The sequence below is a fragment of the Aeromonas sp. Y318-1 genome, assembly GCF_027706125.1.
GTDB lineage: Bacteria > Pseudomonadota > Gammaproteobacteria > Enterobacterales > Aeromonadaceae > Aeromonas > Aeromonas hydrophila.
In genome coordinates, this window is the sequence record NZ_JAPDCM010000002.1 from 196,939 (window position 1) to 220,109 (window position 23,171).

Here is a 23,171-nt window from a genome sequence, read left to right on the forward strand (position 1 = left end):
CCCGGTCGGCAAATCAGTTTTCGCTCGGCGTATTCTCGGCGAAGTACTCGTGGTTGTCGGCGTTGTTGAGCGCCTTGACCGGATCCGTCTTCGCCAGGTTGCGGGCATTGGCCTGACCGTAACCCAGATCGTCGGTGCCCGCCACCACGTTGAAGTGGCTCAGCTCGTGGACGATGGTGCCGGCACGGGAATCGGTCCCGCTGACCGGTGCGGTCCAGAAGCTCTTGCACAGGTAGACCTTGTAGGGCTGATCCGGATAGACGTAGGCAAAGTAGCTCTGCTTGCAACCGCAGTCGAAGGTGAGCGGCTTGTTGTCGATGGCATCCTTGATCTTGCTGAAGTGGGTCTCGGCCTGATCCCAGCGCGAGGCATCATAGGCGCCAAACCAGCTGCGATAACGCTGGCCTTCCGGCTTGTCCACCGCCAGGTAGCTGCTGGAGTTGTTGGTGATGCCGCTGGCCGCATCGAGCGCCGCCAGGATGTCGCTCTTCTGAGTGTTGGTACAGCGGCCGCTGAAGCTGACCGACGCGGTCACCGCCTGCGGCTCGGCCAGGGGGGCCGCCTTGGCCAGCACCCGCTCGTCACTCACCCCGTCCACCCACAGGGTCACCGCATTGGATTCGCTCGCCTGGGCCTGCTTGGCCTTGGCGGCTTTCGCCTCTTGCGGCAACGTCGGCAGCAGGTAGCGGATGCTGTACTGGCCCTGGGCGCTCATGTCGTAGAGACCGGATACCTCGGCCTGCACCGTCAGGCTCTGGCCGGCCTTGAGCAGCTGGAAGTCCTTATCGGTCGGTGCGGCCCGCTTGATCAGGGCCCCCTCGTAGCTGACCGGCTGGCCATCCCGCTCCACCAAGAACAGGGGGGCATCTTCGCTGCCCGGCAGTTGCCATTTGAGCAGGCGAACCGGCTTGTCCCCGCTGTTGGTCAGGGTCAGGTTGACGCGTACGTCGTCACTGTTGCCATCCACCAGGGTGAGCTGGGCATCGAGCCCTGCGGCGCAGAGCGGGGAGGCCAGCACGCCGGCCAGCAACAGGGCAATGGGAGTCGCTTTCATCATGTTTCCTCATTCATTGAGTGTCGCCTTGTCAGGCGGTTTGCTTCCTTCAAGGCCCTCTTTGGGGCCCACTCACCCTAGAGCAGTTTTTTTCCGCGACCATCCCACCATATGGGGGACGCCCCCCAGGATAGGGGGAATGCCAGATGCCCCTCTTGCTGCGACAAGAGTCGCGCCGCCCTCCCCCTTTCCCCTGCCTGCCACCCCGCCCCGCGCTCATAAAAAACCCCGGCACCGGGCCGGGGTATCAGACAGATGGAGCACTCCCTGTTCAGGGGCCTACCAGCAGCGCCAGCGCTGGCTGCGCGTTGCCCGGCACCAGCCGGTAAGCCTTGTGGTGCTTGACCAGGGTGGTTTTCTTGTTGCCCTGGCTCAGCAGCAGGCGGTGGGCAAAGGCCGCCCGTGCCAGCCGGGCCTCGTCGCCGCGCACATAGAGGGTGAGCGGCTTCACCAGCTCGCCCGCCTCGATGTGGCCCTGATACTCGCTGGCGCTGATGATGAGGCTCGGCTGACCGCCCGATTGCAGGCGCAGCTTGGCACTCACCTCGCTGTCGGTAATCACTAACCAACCCTCGGCCGCGAGCTCGGCCAACAGGGCGGCCAGCCGGCTGCCGAGCACGGTCGGCTCGGCCATGGCCCGCTCATACTGGCTCATGATCCGCTCAAGCAGCCCCTTGAGATCGGCGCCGGCCCCCAGGGTGCGGCCAAGCTGCACCCAATCCTTCAAATCCTCCATCACCAGCCGGGAGAAGCGCTTCTCCTTGAGGGAGTCAGCCATCCAAGTGCAGAGAAAATGGCTCTCTTGCGCCGGGGTACGCTTGCCAGCCTTCTGCTCGGCGGTGCGGGCCAGTTCGGCCAGACTCTGGCTGGCCATCTCGAACAGAGCCTGATTGTAGGTAGGAGCGGTCATAAGCAATCCTTGAGTTGACCACCAGGGGTCAACACCGATGACAGAGATGGCAAAGGCGCCAGTGGCGCCTTTGCGGTTCAATAGAGCGGCCTGCGCGCCTTATTTCGGCTGGCGCGGCTTCTTGGCGGCAGCCAGGCGCTTGAGGCGCTGGCCCTGCAGCTTGGCCTCGGCCATGGCCTGGGCGGCGGCGTTGTCTTCCCGCTGCGGGCGCTTGCCGAAGCGGCGACGCTCCTGCAGCTGCTTGATCAGCTCGTCGCGGCTGCTCACCTCATAGCCCGGCACCATGATGCGGCGGATCTTCTGGCCGATCAGCGCCTCGATCTCCAGCAGGGTGCGCTCTTCTTCGCGGCTGACGAAGGAGATGGCCATGCCGCTCTTGCCGGCGCGGCCGGTACGGCCGATGCGGTGCACGTAGTCTTCCGCCAGGAACGGCAGATCATAGTTGACCACGTACTCGAGATCCGGGATGTCCAGGCCACGGGCGGCCACTTCGGTGGCCACCAGCACCCGCAGCTTGCCTTCGGTGAACTCGCGCAGGGCGCGGCGACGGCTGCCCTGCGCCTTGTCGCCGTGCACCACGGCCGACTTGATGCCGTCGAGGTTCAGCTCAGCCACCAGTTCGTCGCAGCTCTCGCGGGTACTGGCAAACACCAGCACCTGCGGCCAGTTCTGCTTGCCGATGAGCTCGGAGAGCAGCTCGCGCTTGCGCTTCTGCTCCACCGGATAGACGGTGTGGCTGACGGTATCGGCGGTTGAGTTCTGCTTGTTGACGCTCACTATCTGAGGCTTGTCCAGCATCAGGTTGGCCAGCTTCTTCACCGCCTCGGAGAAGGTGGCGGAGAACAGCAGGTTCTGACGGGTCTTGTTGACCGCTTGCAGGATCTGCTGCACATCGGCACTGAAGCCCATGTCGAGGATGCGGTCCGCTTCATCCAGCACCAGGCACTCGACACCGGAGAGACTCAGGTTGCAGGCGGTGAGGTGCTCCAGCAGCCGGCCCGGGGTCGCTACTATGATGTGAGCGCCCGCTTTCAGTTTTCTGGCCTGCACATCCTGCTTGCCACCGCCGTAGATGGTGAGGGTGGTGATATCCAGATGCTTGGCGAAGTCATTGATGTTGCTCGCCACCTGGGCCGCCAGCTCGCGGGTCGGGGTCAGGATCAGCACCCGGGCGTTGGAAGGCTGCACCGGCGCCGGATTGTCCACCAGCCGCTGCAGGATGGGCAGGGCAAAGGCGGCGGTCTTGCCGGTACCGGTCTGGGCGCTGGCCAGCACGTCGCGACCGCGGCGAATGGCCGGGATCGCCTGCTGCTGCACAGGGGTCATCTCCTGATAACCGCACTCTGAGATGGCGCGCAAAATCTCGGGGGCAAAATCGAACGATTCAAATCTCATAATGGGTTCCTGTGTTCCAGCTGGACTGTGGCTGGCTTGGTTAGCTCGGCATGAGCGAAAAGTCGGTGCAGACCACCGACGGCTGTGCCTGACATCAAGTCAGAGAGTGGCCGGAAAATGGCGGGCGCGAAGTGTAACAGATAGATGGCGCAAATTCTGCCTCAAATACGCGCCCTTTTCATGGGGCCAGAGCTGCCTGGCTGGCAAGGCGAACACGCCCCGCCAGCAGCCCTTCACGTCCGTGCGGGAGTTCAGCCACCTCGACCATTCTGGGCCAGGAAGTCTCTTTGGAACAGGCACATGCGAATGGCGGTGCGATATTGGCCATCGATGAAGAACTCCTCTTTGAGCTCCCCTTCCGGCTCGAAGCCCAGCTCCTGATAGATGTGGATCGCCCGGGCGTTGTCCCGATCGACGATGAGATAGAGCTTGTGCAGGTTGAGCACATTGAAGCCGTACTTCATCGCCTTCAAGGTGGCGGTCTTGGCATAGCCCTTCCCCTGATGGGCGGGGGCGATGATGATCTGGAATTCGGCGCGGCGATGGATGCTGCGGATGTCCACCAGCTCCACCAGCCCCACGTTGTCGCCCGCCACCTCGAGGATGAAACGGCGCTCGTGCTGGTCGTGGATGTGCTTGTCATAGAGTTGGGCCAGCTCCATGTACGCCTCGTAAGGCTCCTCGAACCAGTAGCGCATGATGCTGGCGTTGTTGTTGAGTTGATGGACGAACTTGAGATCCTCGCGCTCGAGGGGGCGAAGGGTCAAGGTGTCGTGGGATGACATAAGGTACCTGCTTGCAGCGTGAAGGGGCGCCAGCCAGGGGCGGCGGCGCCATGAAGAATGAGAGCAACAGACGGCGGGGCCCCTGCCCCGGCCGGTCAGCGAATGCGGTTGGTCGGGCGCTTGAGCAGCCGGATGGCGATGGCGGCCATGGCGATGACGAACAGGCCGAGGGAGGTCACCAGCAGGCACTTGGTCAGCAACTCGTGATACTGGGCGAACAGCGGGGCCGCCATCACCGCCTTGCCCACCAGGCTCAGCACCAGGGCCCAGAGGAAGGCGCTGGCAAAACTGGCGAGCATCACTCGCGGCAGATGCAGCCGCGAGACCCCCATCAGCATGGGGGTCAGCACCCGCACGAAGGGCACGAAACGGGAGGAGAACATGGCCCAGAAGCCGTAGTTGTGCAGCAGGCGGGAGGCCCGTGGCAGGCTGCCGTCCGGGATCATTCGCTCCACGTGGCCCATGAAGGCGGTGCCGTGCAGCGCCTGGCCCTGCACATAGGCGATCAGGCTGCCCAGCCCGGCCGCCAGCGGCATGTAGAGCAGCGTCACCTCGGGGCCGAGCACCCCCATCCCCACCAGCCCGCCGGCCAGCAGCACCAGGCTGTCGCCGGGCAGGGGCAGAAACACGAAACTCGATTCGAGAAAAAGGATCACCACCAGGCAGGTGACGAGCAGGCCCACCGCCTGCATCTGGATCAATTGGTCAAAGTCCTGTTGCCATATGGCAAGCAGCATGTCCTGCATCTGGTGACTCCCATCAACTTCGTGAGCATCCATCCTGGGCGGCCTGACGGCCTCCGGTGCGGCAGACCCTCCCTGTCGCCAACCCCTTTTCTCCCTGAGGGTGGCCCGTTATACACCCGGCCAAGTGAACAAGAAATTAATACAGGTCATGGATAGGGGAGATAATCGGCCAGGGCCAGCAAAAAAATCGGGCCCGCTCCGGCTGGAGGGGCCCAGACAGCAAAATGGCGTCAACTGCGCTTGAGGCGCTGCAGCTTGGTGAGGGTGAGCAGGGTCTGGGCCGAGAGATCGCACACCGACAGCACGAAGGCGAGTTCGTCGGGATGCCATACCTCGCTCAGCCTGGCCCGCTCGGCGATGATGAAGCCGAGCAGCTCATCCCCCTGCTTGAGGGGGGCCATCAGGATGGTGCCGGAGAGCCCCTCCAGCCCGAGCTGGGCCAGCATGGCGCCAAAGCGCGTCAGATCGTAGGGCTCGCGCAGGATGAGGCAGGGTTCATGCTCGGGCTTGGAGACCTCGTAGCGCCCCTGGATCAAGGCATAGGGCAGGTGAAAGCCCTGCTGGTGATGGAGCTTGGGCAAAAAGAACAGATCCTGGCAGTACATGCTCTGCTTATCTTCGGCACTGAACCAGACGCTGGCCCGCGCCGCGCCGGTGCCAGAGCAGATCGCCTCGTTGATGTGGCGCGCCGCCTGACCCGGATCCTCGCCGCTCAGCAGATCGCTCTTGGCCAGATGAATGAGGGCGCCGTGCTGCAGTTTCTGGCGGGCTTCGCTGTCGAGCTGGCGCTGACGCAGGCTGTCCAGATGATCGAGCATCCGATTGCAGTCGATGGCCACCTGGGAGATCTCGTCGTTGCCCTCCACCAGCAGCCGGCGCACCGCGCCATCGTCGCCGATGAGCCGCAGATTGGCGCTCAGCCGCTGCAGACGGGCGGCGATATAACCGTTGAGGATCAGCAGCACCAGGGCCCCGAACAGCAAGGTTCCCAGGCTCAGCAGCCAGAAGATGTGGCGCTCGATGGCCTTGCCCTCCAGCATCAGATCCCGTGGCAGGGTGAAGCGAAAGATGAGGGGGGAGTCCTCCTGCAGGGTATCGATCTGGGCCAGGGTGAGCAGTCGCTCCTCCTGCGGCAGGATCAGGCTGTCGTTGGCCCTGAGCCGAGCCAGGGTGGTGACCCCCAGGCTGGTGGCCAGCTGCTGCGGGCTCAAAAAGGAGAGCGAGAGATTGGTGCGCTTTTGCAGCTGATGGACCAGCCGGGTAGTGAAGGCCTTAAGCAGCAGCAGGGTGCCGCGACTCGGCCCCTCCCCCTCGCTGGTCAGGATCTGGGTGGCGGCCAGCAGGTAGTAGCGCTCGCCGTCAAACCAGATGCCCGCATTGGGCTTGAGGCTGCCGTAGCGCACCAGATAATCGGTAAGAGGCGCCAGCTGGGCCGGCGTCTGCGTCACCAGCTGGCCGCCATGATAGGCAAACGCCGCCTGCGGCTGCTTGTCTGCATCATAGAGGGCCACCAGATCCACCCCCAGGGTCTCGAAGGTGCGCACGTTGAGATTGGCCGCCAGATAGGCGGGATCGCGGCTCACCATGTAGGCGTAGGTCTCGTCCCATTCGGACCAGTCCTGCCCCAGCATGGTGAGCTGGCCAAGCTCGGCCTGCACCACGGCCCGGACCCGCTCGCGGTTGCGCTCCACGCTCATGCGCTCCAGCTCGCCGAACTTGTTGCCTACCACATAATGAAGGCCGACATAGCCGACCCCCAGCAACAGCAGCAGCGTCTGCACTATGGTCAGCGTAATCTTGCGGCTGATCTTCATCTTTACCCACACTCCCGAACAGGTGACCCATTGAGTTTAATGGATTTTGCCTCTGCGCCTGCCCCTTGCGCGAAAAAGCTCGCCAGAGCGACCAGCCTGCGGCGCCATGGCGTGAATGGGCACAAATGGCGTCATCCGGCTCACGGTTGGGGCTGCCAAGCGAACAAAAAATCGCTACAGTGTAACCGTGCCTCATCGGAAGAGGCTTCACGGGATCCCGGCATGCTCACACCTCTCACCCTTCCGCTTCGCCCCGCCCTGCTGCTCGGCCTGCTGTGCAGCTGTCAGGCCATGGCCGACGACGACTCGCTGGTGCAGCAGCGCGCCAACGCCGTGGTCTCCCTGATGACCTTTACCGTGGTACCCGACATCACCGCCAGCAACATCAACATCGGCAGCGGCACCAACCAGTCGGCGGCGCTCAACATGACCCAGGTCGGCGGTGGCGCCACCATGAGCGAGAGCGTGCCGATTTATCTGGAAGGAACCCTGGGGTTCAGCCGCTACGATCCCCAGTTCGTGGTCAGCAACGGCAGCGAGAGCCGCACCGTTCCCACCAAGTGGAACAGCCTGACGGCCACCGGCGGGATCGGCTGGGACATAGGGCTGCACCGGGACAGCCACGGCGGCAACTGGGTGCTGCGCCCCATCGGCAACGTCACCCTCGGCACGGTGGCGAGCGATCTGCGCATCGGCAACTGGCTGCTGGGCCAGTACACCGGCAAAAACCTCGATTTTCTCGATGGCGGCCGGCTCGACGTCTACGGCCTCGGTGGCGCCATGATGCTGGACTACGAACTGTTTTCCCCAGCCCAGGACATCGACGCCGAGCTGCGTTACTCCTATCAGCACCTGCAGAGCTTTGGCGGCACCGCCGCCAGCGTGACCGGCCAAGCCAACGCCAAGAACCTCGGCCTTTATCTGCGCCGCCGCGCCCCCATCGGCAATCTGACGCTGCTGGGCAAACCCGTGCGCTACGTGATGGAGGGAGCCCGCACCGAATACCTGGGCGAGCAGCGCGGCCTGCTCGGCTTCAACTCCCTCAACTCCCTCGGCCTCGGGGTGGAGCTCGACAGCAGCAAGTACGATATCTTCGTCACCCGTACCCGGCTGGTGGCCCGTTATATGTTCAGCCACAACACCAGCGGCTACGGCGTCGGGCTGGCGATGAGCTTCTAGGCCACTCCCTGCGGCTGCTTCCCTCTCTGGCGTTGACACAAAAAGAGTGATGCGCCGCTCAGTTGGTGCAAGCGGTCACACATTCCTTCTGGTCAACTCGCTACAGTGCTCATTTCGGCACCCCATTTTCCGGATGGCGCCAATCCTGTGGTGCCACACCAGGCTCATACCATAAGAGTGCCCCGTCACCAGGGAGAGGTATCGGGAGCGAGGAGAGATGACATGGACGTTACCGCCCTGATGGCCGTTCTGCTGAACCAGCTCTGGTTTCTGCTGCCACTGTTTTTGCTGGCCACCATCGCCAAGAGCCCCTGGTTCAAGGGCATGATCGGGGAGTGGCTGCTCAATCTCAGCATCCGGCTCTTTCTCGACCGGCAGGAATATCATCTGCTGAGCAATGTCACCTTGCCGCTCGAGCAGGGCAGCACCCAAATCGATCAGGTGCTCGTCTCCCGCTTCGGGGTATTCGTGATAGAAACCAAGAACATGAAAGGGTGGATCTTCGGCAATCCCAGCCACAAGCGCTGGACCCAGCAGCTGTTTCGACGCCGGCACGGCTTTCAAAATCCGCTGCATCAAAACTATCTGCACCTGATGACCCTCAAATCCCTGCTGGGGCTGGCGGATCACCAGTTGCATTCCATCGTCTATTTTATTGGCGACTGCACCTTCAAGACCCCCATGCCGGAGAACGTCATGCGTCGCGGCCTAGTCAGCTATATCAAGAGCAAGACCACTCCCGTCTTGAGCACCGCCGACGTCGTTCGGATTGTCGACACCATTCAGCAAGGCCGCTTGGCCGCCAGTTGGAAAACCCATCGGCAGCATGTCACCCAGCTCAAGGTGCGTCATGCCGACCCATCCGCCAACCATGTTTCCACCCGCGCACCTGTCAGGCAATCCGTTGCAAACCCACCCTCACAAAGCGTATCGCCACCGGACAATCCACCCCCGATCTGCCCCAAATGTGGCAGCACCATGGTATTGCGCACCGCAACTCGGGGGGAGAACAAGGGCAATCAGTTTTGGGGATGCAGCGGATTTCCAAAATGTAGAGGCATTTTGCAGGGGAATTGATCCACTTAACGATATAAAACAAAGGCGGCCCATTGGCCGCCTTTGTTATTGCAGTTACAGCGACCCCAGCCGCTTCAGGCAGGTTCGCTGGCGCCACTGCACCCGCTTGGCAAACCAGGCGGTGGTGAGGTTACGGGTGATCTTGGGGCTCTTGAGAGAGATCCCCGGCAGCACAGCGCGGGGCAACCGGCTGCCCGCCTTGCGGTCGGCCAGCACGAAGACCCTGTGGTAGAGATCGCTTTGGGCAAACTCGCTGGTGTCGCCGAGCTTCAGGCTCTGGTGGATGGCCTGCGTGCTCATGTTGAGCTGGCCGGCGATGGTATGAACCGCCAGCTCGGTCTTGCCCGGCAGCTCGGAGTCGTAGCGAATGAGATCCCCATCCAGCGCCAGCGGCTTGCCGCTCAACCGGCTCACCGCCGCCTGGAAGGCGGCGTTGCGGCTCGCATACCAGCCGGCATTGAAGTCGGCATAGCGGTAGAGGTGATCCGGGTACTGGGCCGGGTAGTTGAGCAGGTGGCGGGTGCCGAACCAGATGCCGCCACGGCGACTAAATACCTCGTGGCGAATGGACTCCTTGATCGGATAGGGATAGCCGTCGGTGTTGACCTCGGCAAAGGCGATGCTCACCTGCATGGGGCCGCCGGTGCGTACCGGATTCATGTTGCCGAACAGGGTCTTGCCCATGGGCACCTCCCCTATCATGTCCTCGAAGATCTCGCTCATCTCCCGCTCGGTGCGCAACTTGTCGATACGCTCGGCGTAAGTTTTGCCGGTGGGCGAGTTGATGGAGAGCGCGGTGCGCACCACGAACTCGGGGATCAGCAGCTTGCCGGCGCGGGCGTTGATCTCCTTCCAGGCGATCTTGCCAAGGCCCGGCACCACGGGGTCGGCCTGAAAGGTGGACTCCTGCTCCGCCACCGCCAGCACGGAGCAGACGTTCTCGTCGGTCACCGCCAGATCCTGTTTGGCGAGGGCGGTGACGATATCCTGGGCCCAACCGTTGCGATCCACGGTGCGGGCCGGCAGCAGCCGCACGATGCGTGACTGCATGCTGGCAGGCGCCCGGGGGACCTGGGCTTTGGGCAGCGGGGCGGGTCTGGCGATGGCCGGCCCGGTGACGGCGGCGCTGCCAGGCTTGCTGGCATCGCCCTGACTGACGGGTTCACTGGCACAGGCGGCCAGCAGCAAGGTGGCCAGCAGCGGGGCCAGATAATGACGACAGACGATGAGATGAGACATGAATGCTTCCCGGTGGATGAGGCGTCACGGCACCCGCAAAGGGTATCCGGACGCAGACAGGCAGGGCATTGTAGAGGATTGGGACGGGGAGCAGAAGCCATCAATGACAAGGGCCCCGCCTGCGTGGCGAGGGCCCCCAAGGGTCGAGACGGCGCCGGGATCAGGCGCTCTGGCGCAGCGCCTCTATCTGGGCGGCGCCATTGATCACCGCCTGCAGGGAGGCGCTGACCACATCGCGGCCGATGGCCACCCCGCAGGTGCGGGTCCCGTCGACACTCAGCAGCACATAGGCGGCGGCGCGAGACTCGGTGCCAGCGCTTAAGGCATGCTCGGAGTAGTCCAGCACGTCGATGTGCATCCCGGTCTGGCGCTGCCAGCCGTTGACCAGCGCCGTGATGGCCCCCTCCCCTTCACCACTCAATTGCAGCGAGCCGGTCGGGGTCTGCAGCTCGAGGCGCAGGCTCTCCTGGCTGTCGCGACCGAGCTGGAAGCGACCGATGCGATAGCCGTGGGCAGGTTCGAGATAGTGGCGCTCGAACAGGGTGCGGATCTGCTCCGGACTTATCTCGCTGCTGCAAGCCTCGGCCTCGGCCTGGACCCGGCGGCTGAAGTCAATTTGCAGCCAGCGCGGCAGTTGCAGACCAAGGTCGCGCTCCAGCAGGTAGGTGACGCCCCCCTTGCCGGACTGGCTGTTGATGCGGATCACCGCCTCGTAGCTGCGACCGAGATCGGCAGGATCGATGGGCAGGTAAGCCACGTCCCAGTAGTGATCCGGCTTCTCCGCCGCCAGAGACTTGCGGATGGCGTCCTGGTGGCTGCCGGAAAACGCCGTGTAGACCAGCTCGCCGGCATACGGGTGGCGCGGGTGCAGGGCAATCTGGGTACAGGCACCCACAGTGGCGACGATGGCATCCATGTCCGCCAGGTTGAGCTCGGGGTCGATCCCCTGGCTGTAGAGGTTCATGGCCATGGTGACGATGTCCATGTTGCCGGTGCGCTCGCCGTTGCCGAGCAGGGTGCCCTCGATGCGATCCGCCCCCGCCAGCACCGCCAGCTCGGCGGCGGCCACCCCGCAGCCCCGATCGTTGTGGGTGTGAATGGAGATGCTCACCTCCGGGCGCGCCTTGAGGTGGCGGCAGAACCACTCCACCTGATCGGCAAACACGTTGGGGGTGCTCACCTCCACGGTGGCGGGCAGGTTCAGGATCATGGGGCGGGCAGCCGGGCGCCACTGGTCGATCACCGCGTCACACACCTCGACGGCAAACTCCACCTCGGTGCTGCTGAAACTCTCCGGCGAGTACTGAAAACTCCATTCGGTGCCTGGGTTGCGGGCCGCATACTCCCGCACCCAGCGCGCCCCCTGCACGGCGATGGCCTTGACCCCTTCGCGCCCTGAGTTGAACACATAGTTGCGCTGGGTCGGGTTGACCGAGTTATAGACATGGACGATGGCCCGCTTGGCCCCCTTGAGGGCCTCGAAGGTACGGGCAATCAGATCTTCGCGCGCCTGCACCAGCACCTGGATGGTGACGTCGTCCGGAATCAGGTTGCGGTCGATAAGCTCGCGCACGAAGTCGAAATCAGGCTGAGAGGCGGCCGGAAAGCCCACCTCGATGTGCTTGAAGCCGATGTGCACCATCAGCGCCCACATCTGCAGCTTCTGGGCCACCGTCATCGGCTCGACCAGCGCCTGGTTGCCGTCGCGCAGATCCACCGCGCACCAGAGCGGGGCCCGCTCCAGCACCCGGTTGGGCCACTGGCGATCCGCCAGATTGATGACAGGGGCACGGCGGTATTTGCGATGATCGAAGCTCATATTCTGATTCCCTTGGCAGATGTCCTGGTGGTACGGCTGGGCTGATTGACGGGGACAAGGAGGGGAAGCGGGTTGGCGCGGTAACGCTGGCCCTGGCCGGTCGTGCGGCGGTAGCCCCACGCCCGGTTTCCTGTGGCCCCTTCCGGTAAGTGGGGGCCGGCCGCACAACCCGATAAGGCTGCGGGCCCGATCTGCTCGCCCCTGCGTTGGCAGGCGCAGACGACCTGGGTCGATAAATCCTGTGACGAGAAACCAGTATAGAGAGGTAACGCGGGCGATAGATTGCAAAGAACGCTGTCAAATACATCTATTGCACAATCATTGTCACTTTTTCCGGTTCATAAGGGGTGAATGTCACCCAGAGCCTGTTGCTCGGTGACGCCCGTTGCCATAGGCACCTGATCTCTTTGCCAATAAAAAACCCCGCCATCGCTGACGGGGTTGTATCGGGTCACGAAGGAGGCGTCCCTCCTTCATCACGCGGTCTTAGCGGCTTTTCAGCTGGCTTTCGACCTTCTGGTGCAGCTCCTGCACCGAGTTGACGTTGGCGGTGGCATCCACGCTGATGGCCATGCAGGTGGCAAAGGCGGCGTGCAGCGTGGTGGTGTAGGCCACCTTGTGCTGCAGGGCGCCGCGACGCAGCTGCTTGGAGTCCTGGATGGCCTGACGACCCTCGGCGGTGTTGACGATGTAGGTGTACTCGCCATTCTTGATGCGATCCAGAATGTGCGGACGGCCCTCGTGCACCTTGTTGACCAGACGCGGGTTGATGCTCGCCTCCCCCAAGGTCACGGCGGTGCCGTGGGTGGCGTCGAGGTCATAGCCCAGCTCCAGCAGCTTGGCGGCCAGGTTCACCACCCGCTCCTTGTCGCTGTGGCGAACGGAGAGCAGGGCACGCCCTTCGCGCGGCACCTGATGGCCGGCACCCAGCTGCGCCTTGGCATAGGCTTCGGCAAAGCTACTACCCACCCCCATCACTTCGCCAGTGGAGCGCATTTCCGGCCCCAGCAGCGGATCCACGCCCGGGAACTTGGCGAACGGCAGTACCACTTCCTTCACCGAGTAGTAGGGCGGGATGATTTCAGTGGTAAAGCCCTGTTCCTTCAGGCTCTGACCGGCCATCACCCGGGCGGCGATCTTGGCCAGCGGGGCACCGGTGGCCTTGGAGACGAACGGCACGGTACGGGCGGCACGGGGGTTCACCTCGATGAGGTAGATCTCGTTGTCTTTCACCGCGAACTGCACGTTCATCAGACCGACCACGCCAAGCTCCAGAGCCAGTTTGCGCACCTGCTCGCGCATCTCGTCCTGAATGGCCTTGGACAAGGTGTAGGGCGGCAGGGAGCAGGCGGAGTCACCGGAGTGGATGCCGGCCTGTTCGATGTGCTCCATGATGCCGCCGATGACCACATCCACGCCGTCGCAGATGGCGTCCACGTCCACCTCGGTGGCGTCGTCCAGGAAGCGGTCCAGCAGTACCGGCGACTCGTTGGAGACGCTCACCGCCTCGGCGAAGTAGCGGCGCAGGTCCTGCTCGTCATAGACGATCTCCATGGCGCGGCCACCCAGCACGTAGGAGGGGCGCACCACCAGCGGGTAGGTGATGCGCTCGGCGGTCAGCACCGCCTGCTCCAGCGCGGTGACGGTGCCGTTCTCCGGCTGCTTGAGGCCGAGGCGCTCGACGGCAGACTGGAAGCGCTCGCGATCTTCGGCGCGGTCGATGGCATCCGGGCTGGTGCCGATGACCGGCACGCCGTTGGCTTCCAGGGCGCGGGCCAGCTTGAGCGGAGTCTGGCCGCCGTACTGGACGATGACGCCCTTGGGCTGCTCGACGCGCACGATTTCCAGCACATCTTCCAGGGTGACCGGTTCGAAGTAGAGACGGTCCGAGGTGTCGTAGTCGGTGGAGACGGTCTCCGGGTTGCAGTTGACCATGATGGTCTCGTAACCGTCTTCGCGCAGGGCCAGCGCCGCGTGTACGCAGCAGTAGTCAAACTCGATGCCCTGACCGATACGGTTCGGGCCGCCACCGATGACCATGATCTTGTCGCGGTTGGTGGGGTTGGCCTCGCACTCCTCGTCATAGCTGGAGTACATGTAGGCGGTGTTGGTGGCGAACTCGGCGGCGCAGGTATCGACCCGCTTGTAGACCGGGAAGATGTTGTGGCGGGCACGCAGCTTGCGCACTTCCCCTTCGGCCACGCCGAGGATCTTGGCCAGGCGGGCATCGGCAAAGCCCTTGCGCTTGAGGGCGCGCAGGAAATCGGCATCGAGGCCGGCCATGCCGCGCTCTTTTACCTGCTCTTCCAGCTTCACCAGCTCTTCAATCTGCACCAGGAACCAGGGGTCAATCTTGGTCAGCTTGAACACGCCGTCCATGGAGAGGCCGGCGCGGAAGGCGTCGGCGATGTAGAAGATACGCTCGGCACCGGCATCCTGCAGCTCGTGGCGGATGCGGGTCAGGGAGTCAGGGGCGTTCAGGTCAACCATGGGGTCGAAGCCGGTCTTGCCTGTCTCGAGGCCGCGCAGCGCCTTGTGCAGGGACTCCTGGAAGTTGCGGCCGATGGCCATCACTTCCCCGACGGACTTCATCTGGGTGGTCAGGCGGTCGTTGGCGCCGGCGAACTTCTCGAAGTTGAAGCGCGGCACCTTGGTGACCACGTAGTCGATGGCCGGCTCGAAGGAGGCCGGGGTGCGACCGCCGGTGATGTCGTTCATGAGCTCGTCCAGGGTGTAACCGATGGCGAGCTTGGCGGCGATCTTGGCGATGGGGAAGCCGGTGGCCTTGGAGGCGAGCGCAGAGGAGCGCGACACCCGCGGGTTCATCTCGATGATGACCATGCGGCCATCTTTCGGGTTGATGCCGAACTGGACGTTGGAGCCACCGGTCTCGACGCCGATCTCGCGCAGCACCTCCATGGAGGCGTTGCGCATCAGCTGGTACTCCTTGTCGGTCAGCGTCTGGGCTGGCGCGACCGTGATGGAGTCACCGGTGTGGATGCCCATGGGGTCGAAGTTCTCGATGGCGCAGACGATGATGCAGTTGTCGTTGCGATCCCGTACCACCTCCATCTCGTACTCTTTCCAGCCGATCAGCGACTCGTCGATGAGCAGCTCCTTGGTCGGCGACAGGTCCAGACCACGCTCGCAGATCTCGACGAACTCTTCCGGGTTGTAGGCGATGCCGCCGCCGGAGCCGCCCATGGTAAAGGAGGGGCGGATGATGCAGGGGAAACCCACCATCTGTTGCACGCCCCACGCCTCTTCCATGTTGTGGGCGATGCCGGCGCGCGGGCACTCCAGGCCGATGCTGCGCATCGCCTTGTCAAAGCGGGAGCGGTCTTCTGCCTTGTCGATGGCATCGGCGGTGGCGCCGATCATCTCCACGCCGAACTCGGCCAGCACGCCGTGCTTTTCCAGATCCAGCGCGCAGTTGAGCGCGGTCTGGCCACCCATGGTGGGCAGGATGGCGTCCGGGCGCTCTTTCTTGATGATCTCGCGCACCACTTCCCAGGTGATGGGCTCGATGTAGGTGGCGTCGGCCATCTCCGGGTCGGTCATGATGGTGGCCGGGTTGGAGTTCACCAGAATGACGCGGTAGCCCTCCTCGCGCAGGGCCTTGCAGGCCTGGGCGCCGGAGTAGTCGAATTCGCAGGCCTGGCCGATGACGATGGGGCCGGCGCCGAGGATCAGGATGCTCTGTAGGTCGTTACGTTTTGGCATGGCTTCTCTTTTCCTCTTAAGCGCGATACTGCTTGATCAATTCAATAAAGTGGTCGAACAGACCGGCACAGTCGTGCGGGCCCGGGCTCGCTTCGGGGTGACCCTGGAAGCTGAAGGCCGGACGGTCGGTGCGATGGATGCCCTGCAGTGACCCGTCGAACAGGGAGACGTGGGTCGCGCGCAGGCAAGCCGGCAGGGTCTGCTCGTCCACCGCAAAGCCGTGGTTCTGGGCGGTGATCATGACGGTGTTGTCGTCCAGGCTCTTCACCGGGTGGTTGGCACCGTGGTGGCCGAACTTCATCTTGATGGTCTTGGCGCCGGAGGCCAGACCCAGCAGCTGGTGACCCAGGCAGATGCCGAACACCGGGATATTGGTCTTGAGGAAAGCCTCGATGGCCTCGATGGCGTAGTCGCACGGCTCGGGGTCACCGGGGCCGTTGGAGAGGAAGATGCCATCCGGGTTCAGCGCCAGAACCTCGGCGGCCGGGGTCTTGGCCGGCACCACGGTCAGGCGGCAGCCGCGGTCCACCAGCATGCGCAGGATGTTGCGCTTGACGCCAAAGTCATAGGCCACCACGTGGTATTTGAGCTGGTCGGCAGCCGGGGTGACGTGCCCCTTGCCAAGCTGCCAGCTGCCCTCGGTCCAGTTGTACGCCTCGTCAACCGTGACCTCTTTGGCCAGATCCATCCCCTTCAGGCCGGGGAAGGCGCGGGCCTGTTCGAGGGCATAGGCTTCATCAACCTGTTTCCCGGCCAGAATGCAGCCAGCCTGGGCGCCTTTCTCGCGCAGGATGCGGGTCAGTTTGCGGGTGTCGATGTCGGCGATGCCAACGATGTTGTGAGACTTGAGGTATTCGGAGAGGGATTGCTGATTGCGGAAATTGGAGGCAAGTATCGGTAGGTCCCGGATGATCAATCCCTGTGCGTGGATTTGACTGGACTCTTCATCTTCGCTGTTGGTGCCGGTGTTGCCTATATGGGGGTAAGTGAGGGTGACTATCTGACGGGAATAAGAGGGATCGGTGAGGATTTCCTGATAGCCCGTCATCGACGTATTGAAAACCACTTCACCAACGGAACATCCCTCGGCGCCTATCGACACGCCTTTGAACACAGTTCCATCTTCCAGCACTAGCAATGCAGTGTGATTCAAGACAACCTCCAGTTATTTAGCTTTAAATTCAGCAATTTACCTGGGTGTTGCGGGCTCGGTTCCGGCCTTGGACAGGACTCGAACCCGGCAGATTTCTGGCAAATTGGGCGCATTCTACTTAAAAACGATCGCATTTCAACGTCTTTTCTCATTCGAAATGCATCTAAATTCAATAAACAAGCAACATTACCCATTATCTATGCACTCAATCGCTTTGCAACCCCCACCCTGAAAAGAAAAGGCAAAAGTTGCTGCCAATCCAGACCAAGAGGCCAGCATTGATACAAAAACCAATTTTTAATCCTTAAAAAACAATGAATTGAAGTTTCATATAAAAAATCTCAACGCCTGCAAGCAGCTTTTTTAGGGAGGATGAGTGGCCTTGAAAAATGTAAAACGTTTTTCTGTGTTTGAATTTTTAGTCTGTTTTGATGGATGTAAAAAAATGCCCTGACAGGGGCTATTGAGGCCCAATTTCGTTACCAGCCGATGACATTTGTGCAATGGCAGATCCGGCGCAGTAGCAGAGAGGAAGGGTTTATACCACTTCGCATGAAAATCGCTGCGTAAGCGCCATTTATACAAAATCACTAATAAAAAACCCCGCATGAGCGGGGTTTTTAACAGACGAACGGGCCGGGCAGCCCCTTTGTGCGCACCACGGGGACCCGGGGGTCAGCTGATGTGGTTACTTGAGGCCGAGCACGTCCTGCATGTCATAGAGGCCGGCACCCTGCCCCTTGAGCCACTTGCCGGCGCGTACCGCACCGTTGGCGAAGGTGAGGCGGCTGGAGGCCTTGTGGCTGATCTCCACCCGCTCGCCGATGTCGGCGAACATGACGGTGTGCTCCCCCACCAGATCGCCGGCGCGAATGGTGGCAAAGCCGATGGTGTTGCGATCCCGCTCGCCGGTGATCCCCTCGCGGCCGTAGACGGCGCACTCTTTCAAGTCACGTCCGAGCGTCTTGGCCACCACCTCGCCCATGGAGAGCGCGGTGCCGGACGGGGCATCTACCTTGTGTCTGTGGTGCCCCTCGATGATCTCGATGTCGGTGTAATCCCCCATCACCTTGGCGGCCTGCTCCAGCAGCTTGAACACCAGGTTGACGCCGACCGAGTAGTTGGAGGCGAAGACGATGCCGATCTCGCCGGCGGCGGCCTTGAGTGCCGCCTTGCCCGCGTCGTCAAAGCCGGTGGTACCGATCACCATCTGCTTGTGGTGGGCCCGGGCGAAGGCCAGGTTGGCCAGAGTCACCTCGGGGCGGGTGAAGTCAATGATGAGATCAAACTCGTCCCGTACCTTGTCCAGGCTGTCGCTGATGATGACGCCGAGCCGACCCAGCCCGTTGAGTTCGCCGGCATCCAGCCCGATCACGGCGGAGCCCGGTCGCTCCAGCGCCGCCCCGACCACCACGCCTTCGGCATGGCTGATCGCCTCCAGCAGCACCTTGCCCATACGACCATTACAGCCCATCACGGCCACACGGATCGGATTGTCCATCTCCACCCTCTCATCTCTATTAAGGAAAGAGACCGTTTTACCAGCCTGCGCCCGCTTTGAAAAGCCCGCCGTGGCCGCCGTTAGCCACCCGAAAATTCAACGACATATCTCTTTAAATCCGAATATTTGACGGATTTAATCAATTAAGCAAAATCACAAGACAAAAAGCAGTATCCATCTGGACGGCTATCTTGACCCGGCGGGCATGACTCACTACTGTAGACGCCCCATAGCGGCAGGATGCCCGCCACGCTCACCCCACTGCGGGCTGGCTGAGACAGGGAGGTCATGTTCAACCATCGAGGAACACATGATCCAGACTCAACCCAGCGCCAGAGCCCTGCTGCCTCTGCTGGTCTTTCTTGCTCTCTTTATCGGTACCGGCACCTGGCTGACCCTGCAGGGGGTCGAGTTCGCCTTCTATCAGCTGCCCGCCCCCGTCGCCGCCCTCCCCGCCGTCATGCTGGCGCTGGTGCTGGGCAAGGAGGGGTTCAACAAGAACCTCGAGACCTTCTTCAAAGGGGTCGGTGACAGCAACATCATGGCGATGTGCCTCATTTATCTGCTGGCGGGTGCCTTCGCCACCGTGGCCAAGGCCACCGGCGGGGTGGATGCCACGGTCGCGCTCGGCCTCTCCCTCATCCCCGGCTGGTTCCTGCTGCCGGGGCTGTTCCTCATCTCCGCCTTCATCGCCACCGCCATGGGCACCTCCATGGGGACCATCGGCGCCGTGGCACCGGTGGCGCTCGGCGTGGCCCAGGCCGCCGGCATCGATCCGGTGCTGATGGCCGGCACCATCCTCTCCGGCGCCATGTTTGGCGACAACCTCTCCATCATCTCCGACACCACCATTGCTGCCACCCGCAGCCAGGGTTGCGAGATGAAGGACAAGTTTCGCGAGAACTTCAAGATTGCCGCCCCGGCCGCCATCGGGGTGATCCTGCTCTATCTGACCCTGGGGTCGGTCGGGGATGCCCCCGCCACCGAGGCCCATGTCGAGCTGCTCAAGGTGATGCCCTACCTGCTGATCCTGGTGCTGGCCCTCTCTGGCATGAACGTCTTCATGGTGCTGGGGCTCGGCATTCTGGCGGCCGGCGGAGTCGGCCTGCTGGGGGATTACCCCCTCGGCCAGTTCAGCAAGGACATCTATCAGGGCTTCACCGGCATGCAGGAGATCTTCCTGCTCTCCATGCTGATCGGCGGCCTCGGCGCCCTGATGGAGCGCCAGGGGGGGCTGGCCTGGATCAGCGCCCGCATCAGCGCCCTCATCGCCCGCTTCACCCGTCAGCATGACGGCGAGCAGAACGAGAAGGCGGCCGAGCTCGGCATCGCCGGGGTGGTGAGCCTCACCAACCTCTGCACCGCCAACAACACGGTGGCCATCATAGTCGCCAGCAAGGTGGCGAAGGAGCTGGCGGATCATCACGGGGTCACCCCGCGCCGCGCCGCCTCCATGCTCGACATCTTCTCCTGCGTGGTGCAGGGGCTCATCCCCTGGGGTGCCCAGGCACTGCTGCTGGGCTCCATCTTCGCCCTCTCGCCGCTGGCGGTGGTGAGCATGAGCTTCTACCCCATGGCGCTGGCGCTGGCCGCCCTAGTGGCGGTGTTCGTCAAGCACCAGATGCGCAAAGCCGCCCACGCCTGATAGTGCGGCCGCCGGGTCCCCGAGGATCCGGCGGCCGAGCCGCGCTGTTCAACCCGGCGCGGCCTTGTTAAGGTGATCGCCTGTCAGCGCGATCCGCTCGTCGCCCCGCCCGTTCATCAGAGGAGCCCCTATGCCGGATACCCAGCCTGAAAGACAATCCCTGCGCCAGCTCATTCGCCAGCGCAGAAAGAGCCTGACCCAGGCCGAGCAGCAGCAGGCGGCCCAGCAGCTGGTTGCCCAGTTCAAGCAGCATCCCGAGATCCTGGCGGCCAGACGCATCGCCCTCTATCTGGCCAACGACGGCGAGCTCAATCCCCTGCCCGCCATCCACTGGCTGTGGGCCCAGCAAAAAGAGGTCTACCTGCCGGTACTGCACCCCTTCACCCCGGGCCACCTGCTCTTCTTGCGCTACACCGCCACCAGCCCCATGACCCGCAACCGTTACGGCATCGCCGAACCTGAGCTCGACATGCAGCAGGTGGTACCCCACAGCACCCTCGATCTGATTTGCACGCCGCTGGTGGCGTTCGATGCAGCGGGCAACCGGCTCGGCATGGGCGGTGGCTACTACGATCGCACCCTCGCCTGCTGGCATGAACATCGGCTCGGCCCCAAGCCACTGGGGCTCGCCCACGACTGCCAGCAGGTGGACGCGGTGCCGCAAGAGGAGTGGGACGTGCCGCTGCCCCAGATCATCACCCCCAGCCGCTGCTGGCACTTTCCCGGCTAGGACCATCTGCCCCCCTCTGCCGCGATCGTCACGCCCTGCCGCCACAGCCATGGTGCAATGACATGGTGCAATAAACAGGCAAACGATTTACATCTTGCGAGTTTTTGGCCCGGAACGTGAGCTGGGTGGTCGCTCTGGGGGAGCGGCTTGTATATAATGCGGCCGCTTTTTTCCAAAGGATCGATCATGACTCAAGATGAAATGAAGAAGGCGGCCGGTTGGGCTGCGCTCAAGTATGTGGTTCCCGGCACCATCGTCGGGGTAGGCACCGGCTCTACCGTCAACCACTTCATCGATGCACTGGCGACCATGAAGGACGAGATCAAGGGGGCGGTATCCAGCTCCGTGGCCTCCACCGAACGCCTCAAGGGCTTCGGCATCACAGTGTATGACCTCAACGAGATCGACGCCCTCTCCGTCTACGTGGACGGTGCCGACGAGATCAACGGCACCCGCGACATGATCAAGGGCGGCGGCGCAGCCCTCACCCGCGAGAAGATCGTCGCCGCCGTGGCCGACAAGTTCATCTGCATCATCGACAACACCAAGACGGTCGACGTGCTCGGCACCTTCCCGCTGCCGGTGGAAGTAATCCCCATGGCCCGCGAATACGTGGCCCGCGAGATCAGAAAGCTCGGCGGCAACCCGGTCTGGCGGGAAGGGGTAGTCACCGACAACGGCAACCACATCCTGGACGTGAAAGGCATGGCCATCACCGACGCCAAGGGGCTGGAAGTGCAGCTCAATGCCATCGTAGGCACCGTCACCAACGGCCTGTTCGCCCACCGCGGTGCAGACGTGGTGCTGATTGGTACTCCCGACGGGGTCATCACCCAATAAGGTTGCCTGCCAAGAGGCAGCTCAACGGAGGTGGTCCCCGACCATCGCCCCGCAATGCAAGACGGCGCCCCATGGCGCCGTTTTTATTGGTTGCTCAATGAGTTGCAAACCCTCGTTTACAACTATCGTTGAAAACTTCAAAGAATTTGACTTTCGTCACAAATATTCCCTCTCCCAAACGTTTTTGCTACTTTACGGTTTTCTTCACACACCATATCTGCACTCACTTTTGCAAACATAGAGGGATCGTCATGACTGCCAAGTTTTCACTGGACAAGGATAAAATCAAGGTACTGCTGCTGGAGGGGGTTCACCCCAACACGGTGGAAACCTTTCGTGCCGCAGGTTACACCAGTGTGGAGTATCTGAAGACCTCTCTCTCCGAAGAAGATCTGATCGAGCGCATTCGTGACGTGCATTTCGTGGGGCTGCGCTCGCGCACCCAGATCACCGAGAAGGTGCTGGATGCCGCCAACAAGCTGGTGGCCATCGGCTGTTTCTGCATCGGTACCAACCAGGTCGAGCTTGACGCCGCCCATCTGCGCGGCATCCCGGTGTTCAACGCCCCCTTCTCCAACACCCGCTCGGTGGCCGAACTGGTGCTGGGCGAGATCCTGCTGCTGCTGCGCGGCATCCCGGAGAAGAACGCCAAGTGTCATCGCGGTGTGTGGGAAAAGCTGGCCAACCGTTCGGTGGAAGCCCGTGGCAAGAAGCTCGGCATCATCGGCTACGGCCACATCGGCACCCAGCTCGGCATCATCGCCGAGAGCATAGGCATGAAGGTCTACTACTACGACATCGAGAACAAGCTCTCCCTCGGCAACGCCATCCAGGTACCGAGCATGGTCGAGCTGCTCAACATGTCCGACGTCATCAGCCTGCACGTGCCTGAGACCGCCTCTACCAAGGATCTGATCGGTGCCGAACAGCTGCGCATGATGAAACCGGGCGCCATCTTCATCAACGCCTCCCGCGGCACCGTGGTGGATATCGATGCCCTGGCCGACGTCATCAAGAGCGGTCACATCTCCGGCGCCGCCATCGACGTCTTCCCCAGCGAACCCAAGTCCAATGACGAGGAGTTCCTCACCCCGCTGCGCGGGCTGGACAACGTGATCCTGACCCCTCACATCGGCGGCTCCACCCAGGAGGCCCAGGAGAACATCGGGCTGGAAGTGGCCAACAAGCTGGTCAAATACTCCGACAACGGCTCCACCCTCTCCGCCGTCAACTTCCCCGAGGTCTCCCTGCCCGGCCACAAGGGCTCCAGCCGCCTGCTGCACATTCACCGCAACCAGCCCGGCGTGATGAACCAGATCAACCAGATCTTCGCCGACGAGGGGATCAACATCGCCGGTCAATACCTGCAGACCAGCAGCCACATCGGCTACGTGGTGATCGACGTGGAGACCGAGCACAGCGAGAAGGCGCTGGCCAAGCTCAAGGAGATCGGCGGCACCATCCGTGCCCGTATCCTGCACTGATTGGCCTGCAGAGCCGTCCAGCAAAAAGCCCGTCGTGATGACGGGCTTTTTTTATGCTGCGATGCTCAACACACATT

The 23,171-nt window shown here is 62.6% G+C and carries 17 protein-coding genes; 6 read left to right on the top strand and 11 right to left on the bottom strand.

The window, feature by feature from the left end; genetic code table 11:
* Window positions 1–13: 13 nt before the first annotated feature.
* The 6 genes from OKB87_RS03430 to OKB87_RS03455 all read right to left on the bottom strand — a co-directional run bounded on the left by OKB87_RS03430 (window position 14) and on the right by OKB87_RS03455 (window position 6,704).
* Window positions 14–1,057: a M35 family metallo-endopeptidase gene (locus OKB87_RS03430; protein ID WP_039216042.1), complete on the bottom strand. Its 1,044-nt coding sequence runs from the start codon at window positions 1,055–1,057 to the stop codon at window positions 14–16.
* A 268-nt stretch (window positions 1,058–1,325) separates the two neighbouring features.
* Window positions 1,326–1,964: a DUF2913 family protein gene (locus tag OKB87_RS03435; protein WP_017410886.1), complete on the bottom strand. Its 639-nt coding sequence runs from the start codon at window positions 1,962–1,964 to the stop codon at window positions 1,326–1,328.
* Between the two features lie 99 nt (window positions 1,965–2,063).
* Complete coding sequence (locus OKB87_RS03440) at window positions 2,064–3,359, bottom strand: DEAD/DEAH box helicase (RefSeq protein ID WP_016351179.1); 1,296 nt, start codon at window positions 3,357–3,359, stop codon at window positions 2,064–2,066.
* Between the two features lie 251 nt (window positions 3,360–3,610).
* Window positions 3,611–4,144 (bottom strand): spermidine N1-acetyltransferase, encoded by a 534-nt coding sequence (gene speG, locus OKB87_RS03445; protein WP_016351180.1) that lies wholly within the window; start codon window positions 4,142–4,144, stop codon window positions 3,611–3,613.
* A 95-nt stretch (window positions 4,145–4,239) separates the two neighbouring features.
* The gene (locus OKB87_RS03450; protein WP_270826476.1) at window positions 4,240–4,890 is read right to left on the bottom strand and encodes a DedA family protein; all 651 of its coding nucleotides are present in this window, start codon (window positions 4,888–4,890) and stop codon (window positions 4,240–4,242) included.
* Between the two features lie 230 nt (window positions 4,891–5,120).
* Window positions 5,121–6,704, bottom strand: a complete 1,584-nt coding sequence (locus OKB87_RS03455) for a CHASE4 domain-containing protein (protein ID WP_270826478.1) — start codon at window positions 6,702–6,704, stop codon at window positions 5,121–5,123.
* Between the two features lie 222 nt (window positions 6,705–6,926).
* Between OKB87_RS03455 and OKB87_RS03460 the strand changes: the two genes are divergently transcribed.
* Entirely contained in the window at window positions 6,927–7,883 is a 957-nt protein-coding gene (locus tag OKB87_RS03460; protein ID WP_270826479.1) for a hypothetical protein, read from the top strand.
* Window positions 7,884–8,105: 222 nt separating this feature from the next.
* Window positions 8,106–8,960 (top strand): nuclease-related domain-containing protein, encoded by an 855-nt coding sequence (locus tag OKB87_RS03465; protein WP_270826481.1) that lies wholly within the window; start codon window positions 8,106–8,108, stop codon window positions 8,958–8,960.
* Between the two features lie 54 nt (window positions 8,961–9,014).
* Here the strand turns inward: OKB87_RS03465 and OKB87_RS03470 are convergent, their stop codons facing one another.
* From OKB87_RS03470 to dapB, 5 genes are all read right to left on the bottom strand, one after another.
* Entirely contained in the window at window positions 9,015–10,199 is a 1,185-nt protein-coding gene (locus OKB87_RS03470; protein ID WP_270826483.1) for a DUF1615 domain-containing protein, read from the bottom strand.
* 160 nt (window positions 10,200–10,359) lie between these two features.
* Window positions 10,360–12,018: a 2-isopropylmalate synthase gene (gene leuA / locus OKB87_RS03475; protein WP_270826484.1), complete on the bottom strand. Its 1,659-nt coding sequence runs from the start codon at window positions 12,016–12,018 to the stop codon at window positions 10,360–10,362.
* Between the two features lie 486 nt (window positions 12,019–12,504).
* Window positions 12,505–15,741, bottom strand: a complete 3,237-nt coding sequence (gene carB, locus OKB87_RS03480; RefSeq protein ID WP_270826485.1) for a carbamoyl-phosphate synthase large subunit — start codon at window positions 15,739–15,741, stop codon at window positions 12,505–12,507.
* A gap of 16 nt (window positions 15,742–15,757) precedes the next feature.
* Entirely contained in the window at window positions 15,758–16,894 is a 1,137-nt protein-coding gene (gene carA, locus OKB87_RS03485; protein ID WP_242798424.1) for a glutamine-hydrolyzing carbamoyl-phosphate synthase small subunit, read from the bottom strand.
* Window positions 16,895–17,582: 688 nt separating this feature from the next.
* Entirely contained in the window at window positions 17,583–18,395 is an 813-nt protein-coding gene (gene dapB / locus OKB87_RS03490) for a 4-hydroxy-tetrahydrodipicolinate reductase (RefSeq protein WP_011706537.1), read from the bottom strand.
* A gap of 310 nt (window positions 18,396–18,705) precedes the next feature.
* Here dapB and OKB87_RS03495 point away from each other — a divergent pair, with 310 nt between their 5' ends.
* From OKB87_RS03495 to serA, 4 genes are all read left to right on the top strand, one after another.
* Entirely contained in the window at window positions 18,706–20,040 is a 1,335-nt protein-coding gene (locus OKB87_RS03495) for a Na+/H+ antiporter NhaC family protein (protein ID WP_016351189.1), read from the top strand.
* 130 nt (window positions 20,041–20,170) lie between these two features.
* On the top strand, window positions 20,171–20,770 hold the full coding sequence (locus OKB87_RS03500; RefSeq protein WP_041217814.1) for a 5-formyltetrahydrofolate cyclo-ligase: 600 nt from the start codon (window positions 20,171–20,173) through the stop codon (window positions 20,768–20,770).
* A gap of 186 nt (window positions 20,771–20,956) precedes the next feature.
* Window positions 20,957–21,610, top strand: a complete 654-nt coding sequence (gene rpiA / locus OKB87_RS03505; RefSeq protein ID WP_011706540.1) for a ribose-5-phosphate isomerase RpiA — start codon at window positions 20,957–20,959, stop codon at window positions 21,608–21,610.
* Between the two features lie 251 nt (window positions 21,611–21,861).
* Complete coding sequence (gene serA, locus OKB87_RS03510; protein ID WP_024946386.1) at window positions 21,862–23,094, top strand: phosphoglycerate dehydrogenase; 1,233 nt, start codon at window positions 21,862–21,864, stop codon at window positions 23,092–23,094.
* Window positions 23,095–23,171 lie beyond the last annotated feature (77 nt).

What these genes read in the sequence shown, in the direction of transcription:
- OKB87_RS03430 (WP_039216042.1), bottom strand. Translation starts at nt 1,057, where the DNA reads ATGATGAAAGCGACTCCCATTGCCCTGTTGCTGGCCGGCGTGCTGGCC.
- OKB87_RS03435 (WP_017410886.1), bottom strand. Translation starts at nt 1,964, where the DNA reads ATGACCGCTCCTACCTACAATCAGGCTCTGTTCGAGATGGCCAGCCAG.
- OKB87_RS03440 (WP_016351179.1), bottom strand. Translation starts at nt 3,359, where the DNA reads ATGAGATTTGAATCGTTCGATTTTGCCCCCGAGATTTTGCGCGCCATC.
- speG (WP_016351180.1), bottom strand. Translation starts at nt 4,144, where the DNA reads ATGTCATCCCACGACACCTTGACCCTTCGCCCCCTCGAGCGCGAGGAT.
- OKB87_RS03450 (WP_270826476.1), bottom strand. Translation starts at nt 4,890, where the DNA reads ATGCAGGACATGCTGCTTGCCATATGGCAACAGGACTTTGACCAATTG.
- OKB87_RS03455 (WP_270826478.1), bottom strand. Translation starts at nt 6,704, where the DNA reads ATGAAGATCAGCCGCAAGATTACGCTGACCATAGTGCAGACGCTGCTG.
- OKB87_RS03460 (WP_270826479.1), top strand. Translation starts at nt 6,927, where the DNA reads ATGCTCACACCTCTCACCCTTCCGCTTCGCCCCGCCCTGCTGCTCGGC.
- OKB87_RS03465 (WP_270826481.1), top strand. Translation starts at nt 8,106, where the DNA reads ATGGACGTTACCGCCCTGATGGCCGTTCTGCTGAACCAGCTCTGGTTT.
- OKB87_RS03470 (WP_270826483.1), bottom strand. Translation starts at nt 10,199, where the DNA reads ATGTCTCATCTCATCGTCTGTCGTCATTATCTGGCCCCGCTGCTGGCC.
- leuA (WP_270826484.1), bottom strand. Translation starts at nt 12,018, where the DNA reads ATGAGCTTCGATCATCGCAAATACCGCCGTGCCCCTGTCATCAATCTG.
- carB (WP_270826485.1), bottom strand. Translation starts at nt 15,741, where the DNA reads ATGCCAAAACGTAACGACCTACAGAGCATCCTGATCCTCGGCGCCGGC.
- dapB (WP_011706537.1), bottom strand. Translation starts at nt 18,395, where the DNA reads ATGGACAATCCGATCCGTGTGGCCGTGATGGGCTGTAATGGTCGTATG.
- OKB87_RS03495 (WP_016351189.1), top strand. Translation starts at nt 18,706, where the DNA reads ATGATCCAGACTCAACCCAGCGCCAGAGCCCTGCTGCCTCTGCTGGTC.
- OKB87_RS03500 (WP_041217814.1), top strand. Translation starts at nt 20,171, where the DNA reads ATGCCGGATACCCAGCCTGAAAGACAATCCCTGCGCCAGCTCATTCGC.
- rpiA (WP_011706540.1), top strand. Translation starts at nt 20,957, where the DNA reads ATGACTCAAGATGAAATGAAGAAGGCGGCCGGTTGGGCTGCGCTCAAG.
- serA (WP_024946386.1), top strand. Translation starts at nt 21,862, where the DNA reads ATGACTGCCAAGTTTTCACTGGACAAGGATAAAATCAAGGTACTGCTG.